Raw genomic sequence first — 4,918 nt, 5'->3', positions numbered from 1 at the left:
ATTATTACCATGCACAAAGCCAAAGGGCTAGATTGGGACTATGTGTTTCTTCCCTTTCTCCACGAAAACTTGATTCCTGGGAGATTTTGGGTTCCTCCCCAAAGCCAATTCTTAGGGGATTTTACCTTATCAGAAGTAGCCCGCGCCCAAATTCGTGCTGCTCTCCACGGAGAATCTACCATACCAGATGTTACACAAGCATGGGAACAAGCAAAGCACTTGAAAATATCTGAAGAGTACCGTTTACTATACGTTGCGATGACACGAGCAAAGCGTTTGGTGTGGATGTCAGCAGCGCAAAAAGCCCCCTTTACTTGGAGTAAACCAGACAATTTACAAGAACAAGCGCCTTGTCCGGTTTTTCCTGCATTAAAGCGCCAATTTCCTGAATGTGTGATGAATTTAGGAGTAATGACCAAACAAGTGTGATCAAAACTTTTAATAAGTTAATTGAAAGCCCTGGTTAGTAGCGATCGGATTGTGAATATTTGTACAAAATAAGCTACCTATAATGGAAGTTGCCGTTTGAAAATTGGTGTTATAAATTGGTGCTGAGATTTTAATCAGAAATTGATTTACCAATGAAAACCCAACAGTTGACAACGACACGAGAAAATAGACCCAGCAAGACAAAAAAACAGTCTTTTCCTAGCATTAGTATTGGTACTCCTATACCATTCCGCCAATGCAAGAAAACTGTACAACAGCATGAGTTACTCAGTGACTGGGAAGACGCGAGTTAATTTTGTAACATTCTCTCATACCAACTTACCAGTCGTGATGCATAAATTAGGAGTGCAATGGATTCTTTCTTTCTATTGCCATAAGCCAACAATCTGAGTATTCCCCTTCATGTAGCTCATGGGCGGGCAATAACTTTACTTTGACAAAACCACATTTTTCATAGCAACGGATAGCGCGAGGATTGTCAACATGAGGATCTATAACAATTTTATGAGCTTGCCGTTGTTCAAAAAGATAACTGATAACTGCTGACAAGATTTTTGTACCAATTCCCTTGTTCCAATAGTCGGTTTCGCCTATGAACAAGTCAATTCCGTACACATAATCAGTTTGATCGAGATGATACAATTGTCTATCGGTTTGGGATAAGTCATTGAGCGCACAATACTGCAAGTAACCAATGGGGGTATTTTGATAGCAGAACAGACACGGAACAACCGGGTCATCTCTCCTAATCATTGGTTTGTACGTTTCTATAATTTTTTCTAAATCAAAAGGATTATCTCTTCCTTCATAAAATTCCAAAACTTGTGCATCAGTTAGCCATTTTGCCATCAACTGATAATCATATATTTCATCTTCCATTAGACGAATAGCAATTTCGTCTTGTTCTATTAGCATTTCCTGTGTAGATAGATTTTTCTAGCCAATATTTAAACCAATTCGCAATTCGCAATTCCCTTTGGGGATGGGGAATTAACCCCTCTTGTTTGTTAAATAATTATAGTTTGTTTAAAATCTCTATCATCTTGTTGCAAAAATTCTGAAAAAGCAAAAGGGAATTCCATACCCGCTTCGTAAAAATGGAATTCCCTTTAAATTTTGCCTTACCTCTAACAAAAGATGCCTATGCCAAGCTTAAATTTACTCAATTGCCACCAGAGACAACAGATTTATTATGTATAGCAGTATCTTCAGGCTTTCTCTGCCATTTACCATCGCTGCCTGGTTCGTATTCATTCTTTACACTATTCCAAGCAATTTCACGCGCACCCTCTTCACTCATACCATTACTTTGAGCTGCATTTAATGCAGCTAGAAAAATCTGCTGTGCGTGTTCGGGCAATTGTTCTGTAATATCACCAGGCAATTCATTTATTGTTTGATCAGCCATAAACTTACTCCGATTATCTCAACTTAAGCTTATGTTAAAAAACTTGCAATAGAATTTCATCTTTCTGGAAGTAGAGAAGCAAATAATCATACTTTTGGCTGAGTTAAGCGATTTTTAAATCAGCGAAGCAATAATGTTGATGCTCATCGCTACAATTGTGGTATTGAAAAAGAAGGATAATATGCCATGTAACAGAGTCAAGCGCCTCATCTCGCGTGATGTCGTCTGCACATCTGAAACTTGGCTAGTCATGCCAACTACAAATGAATAATATAAAAATTCCCAATAGTCTGGATAGTCGTTATTAGGAAAATCTAACCCTTTGGTGATTTCTTCTCTATTATTACAAGTAATATATTTATAATAACTGTGTGCATATTGCACTGCAAACATCGTATGCACTAGTAACCAGGAACCAACAATGGTCATAATTGAAAGTATGACATGTAGGCTCAGGAGAATTGTTGACAAGCCTTTTTTCTCAGTTAGTAAAAACCCAATGGCTAAAACACTAGCACAAGCCGCAGCTATCACCAGCATGAATATAGCTAAATGTCCTTCATATTCATTCTCAGCATAACGGCGAATTTTTTCTGGGGTAGCTTTGATCATCTTCCACCAGGTTACGGCTAAGAAAAAGTCAGCACCGGAGTTCCAAGCGCAGAGAATGCGAGTAGGTAAGTGCAGCCAAGACGGAAGAATTATTGAAACTAATCCAGCTAGTCCGATAGCAATTATCAGTCTGGGGCGGGAGTCAAAATTTTTAAATAAATTAAGTTTCACAAATATCTTGCACCAAGCCGTATAGATTAGAAATCCTACTCTAGTAGCTATCCTTTGGAGAACCCGAACCCTTATTTTCACCTTTTTTCCAAAAGTTCGTGGTTTTCTGGTTTAGCTATACAAATATTTCATAAAGCTTTGAGCTAGAAAAAGATTTTCTTCTCAATAACCTCGAACGTAGTCGCATTAGTTGTAATTCTCAACTGGGAGAGGGAACGGAATTTGCGATCGCGCTCCCAATTTAACCTTCTAAGAAAATAATACTTACTTTAACTTCGCTCTAATCGTCTCTATTCGTTGACGATTAACACCCAAATCGCTTTGACCTAAGCGTGAAGCTGAACGTACTTGGATAACATTAGTATTCCGGTCTAGATAGAATTCTACATCGTCTACAAATCCCAGTAAAGCACTTTTAAATTCTGCATATAAATAATCTTGGCTTTCGGTAATTATTTTAGTTCTTGGTAAAGACTCAATAATCTTTTTAAGATTATTAATCGCTTCTTCTGGACTAGATGTAAAAGTCAGTGGTGCAATTTTGTGAACTGCATCTGTACTTTGACTAGAAACACAGTTAGGAGAATTAGGGCAGGGTGCTAATTTACCGTTGCTAATACCTAAATTATTTGGTCGTTTGCCAGCAAAAACCATAATTATGTATTCGGGTAAGTGAATAAGTATACTCTCGCACATTTTGCCGTAATGGCATCTTTTGGCAAATGACAGATTCATTAAAACATGGGTGATGCGTTCGCCTCTGGCGTTGGCGAAGCCATCGCTCTATGATCCGGTAAGTATTGTCTAAGCGAAAACAGATTATGACGCAAACAATTTCAATCAACGACTCTGGGCGCTTGCAACTCACACCGTTAGAAATTCCATCCCGTTTGCTGTTGGGGCCTGGGCCCTCCAATGCCCATCCCGCAGTTCTCCAGGCGATGAATACCTCACCAGTTGGGCATCTTGACCCAGCTTTTCTTGCACTCATGGATGAAATTCAGTCGTTGCTACGCTACGTATGGCAAACAGAAAACCCACTCACCATTGCAGTCAGTGGTACAGGAACAGCCGCAATGGAAGCAACCATCGCCAATGCTGTAGAACCTGGTGATGTGGTTTTAATTGGTGTAGCTGGTTACTTTGGTAATCGCCTTGTGGATATGGCTGGACGTTATGGCGCGGATGTACGAACCATTACCAAACCTTGGGGACAAGTTTTCAATCTAGATGAACTCCAAACTGCCTTAAAAACTCATCGTCCAACTATTTTAGCCCTAGTTCATGCCGAAACCTCCACCGGCGCACGTCAACCATTGGAAGGTGTCGCTGATTTGTGTGATGAATTTGGCACTTTGTTGTTGGTAGATTCAGTCACAAGTTTGGGTGGTGTCCCCTTGTTTTTGGATACTTGGGGAGTTGACTTAGCCTATAGTTGTAGCCAAAAAGGGTTGGGTTGCCCGCCTGGTGCTTCGCCCTATACAATGAGTCCGCGTGCCGTTGAGAAATTGCAACAGCGTCAAACAAAGGTTGCAAACTGGTATTTGGATATGTTGCTACTGGGTAAGTATTGGGGCGCTGAACGCACCTATCACCACACAGCACCGATTAATTTATATTATGCATTGCGGGAAGCACTGCGTTTGCTTGCAGAAGAGGGATTAGCAAACTCCTGGCAGCGTCATCAGAAAAGCGTAGAATATCTCTGGGAAGGGTTGGAGAGTTTAGGACTGAGTATGCACGTTGAGCAACAGTATAGACTACCAACGCTGACTACTGTCTGCATTCCAACAGGGGTAGATGGGAAAGCGATCGCTCGGCAGTTACTCAATGAGCATAATATTGAAATTGGCGGTGGTCTTGGCGAACTGGCTGGTAAAGTTTGGCGCGTCGGATTGATGGGCTTTAATAGTCGTAAGGAAAGTGTTGACCAACTTTTAGCAGCACTGCGGCAAGTTTTACCTAAGTAGTTTTCGGGTTAAACTGGTGCTTTAACAGTAGCTAATTTGTCTCTTAGTAAGGGCTGAAACCCTTACTAAAAACCTATAATTATTCACGCCCACTTACTTAGCGGTTTTCTCCCTTGTAAAAAGGCCTATGTCCTATTTACTGCCGTATCCAGGTGATACCCCTATATCCCTAGATAGAGGCGCAAACTGCACTTGCCCTGTTGCACCTGAAACACATAAGTAACTACGCAAAATTAATTACAGTCATTGCGAGCGTTCGCGCAGCGTCTCGTAGAGAAGCAAAGCAATCCCAGCCCTTGCGATTGCT

7 protein-coding genes are annotated in these 4,918 nt (G+C 40.7%); 3 read left to right on the top strand and 4 right to left on the bottom strand.

All coding sequences use genetic code 11. The features are described from left to right. Both VE944_RS17890 and VE944_RS17885 read left to right on the top strand, forming a co-directional pair. A partial coding sequence (locus VE944_RS17890) for a 3'-5' exonuclease (RefSeq protein ID WP_324979630.1) occupies window positions 1-429 on the top strand: 429 nt, incomplete at its 5' end. Window positions 430-581: 152 nt separating this feature from the next. Further along, complete coding sequence (locus VE944_RS17885; protein WP_324979627.1) at window positions 582-743, top strand: hypothetical protein; 162 nt, start codon at window positions 582-584, stop codon at window positions 741-743. Between the two features lie 46 nt (window positions 744-789). Here VE944_RS17885 and VE944_RS17880 read toward each other — a convergent pair whose 3' ends face one another. The 4 genes from VE944_RS17880 to VE944_RS17865 all read right to left on the bottom strand — a co-directional run bounded on the left by VE944_RS17880 (window position 790) and on the right by VE944_RS17865 (window position 3,295). After that, entirely contained in the window at window positions 790-1,365 is a 576-nt protein-coding gene (locus VE944_RS17880; protein WP_324979623.1) for a GNAT family N-acetyltransferase, read from the bottom strand. Between the two features lie 247 nt (window positions 1,366-1,612). Beyond that, a complete protein-coding gene (locus tag VE944_RS17875; RefSeq protein ID WP_324979621.1) occupies window positions 1,613-1,858 on the bottom strand; it encodes a ChaB family protein in 246 nt (81 codons plus the stop codon). Window positions 1,859-1,972: 114 nt separating this feature from the next. Continuing rightward, on the bottom strand, window positions 1,973-2,641 hold the full coding sequence (locus VE944_RS17870) for a DUF1345 domain-containing protein (protein ID WP_324979619.1): 669 nt from the start codon (window positions 2,639-2,641) through the stop codon (window positions 1,973-1,975). Window positions 2,642-2,905: 264 nt separating this feature from the next. After that, the gene (locus VE944_RS17865; RefSeq protein ID WP_324979618.1) at window positions 2,906-3,295 is read right to left on the bottom strand and encodes a DUF1499 domain-containing protein; all 390 of its coding nucleotides are present in this window, start codon (window positions 3,293-3,295) and stop codon (window positions 2,906-2,908) included. Between the two features lie 167 nt (window positions 3,296-3,462). Here VE944_RS17865 and VE944_RS17860 point away from each other — a divergent pair, with 167 nt between their 5' ends. After that, entirely contained in the window at window positions 3,463-4,611 is a 1,149-nt protein-coding gene (locus VE944_RS17860; RefSeq protein WP_324979615.1) for an alanine--glyoxylate aminotransferase family protein, read from the top strand. The last annotated feature ends 307 nt before the right edge of the window (window positions 4,612-4,918 follow it).

Origin of the sequence: Nostoc sp. (genome assembly GCF_035638895.1) — a bacterium.
Classification (GTDB): domain Bacteria; phylum Cyanobacteriota; class Cyanobacteriia; order Cyanobacteriales; family Nostocaceae; genus Nostoc.
The sequence above is the reverse complement of the archived record's forward strand: the minus strand, read 5'-3'. Positions and strand labels throughout refer to the sequence as shown.

What these genes read in the sequence shown, in the direction of transcription:
- VE944_RS17860 (WP_324979615.1), top strand. Translation starts at nt 3,463, where the DNA reads ATGACGCAAACAATTTCAATCAACGACTCTGGGCGCTTGCAACTCACA.
- VE944_RS17875 (WP_324979621.1), bottom strand. Translation starts at nt 1,858, where the DNA reads ATGGCTGATCAAACAATAAATGAATTGCCTGGTGATATTACAGAACAA.
- VE944_RS17885 (WP_324979627.1), top strand. Translation starts at nt 582, where the DNA reads ATGAAAACCCAACAGTTGACAACGACACGAGAAAATAGACCCAGCAAG.
- VE944_RS17880 (WP_324979623.1), bottom strand. Translation starts at nt 1,365, where the DNA reads ATGCTAATAGAACAAGACGAAATTGCTATTCGTCTAATGGAAGATGAA.
- VE944_RS17865 (WP_324979618.1), bottom strand. Translation starts at nt 3,295, where the DNA reads ATGGTTTTTGCTGGCAAACGACCAAATAATTTAGGTATTAGCAACGGT.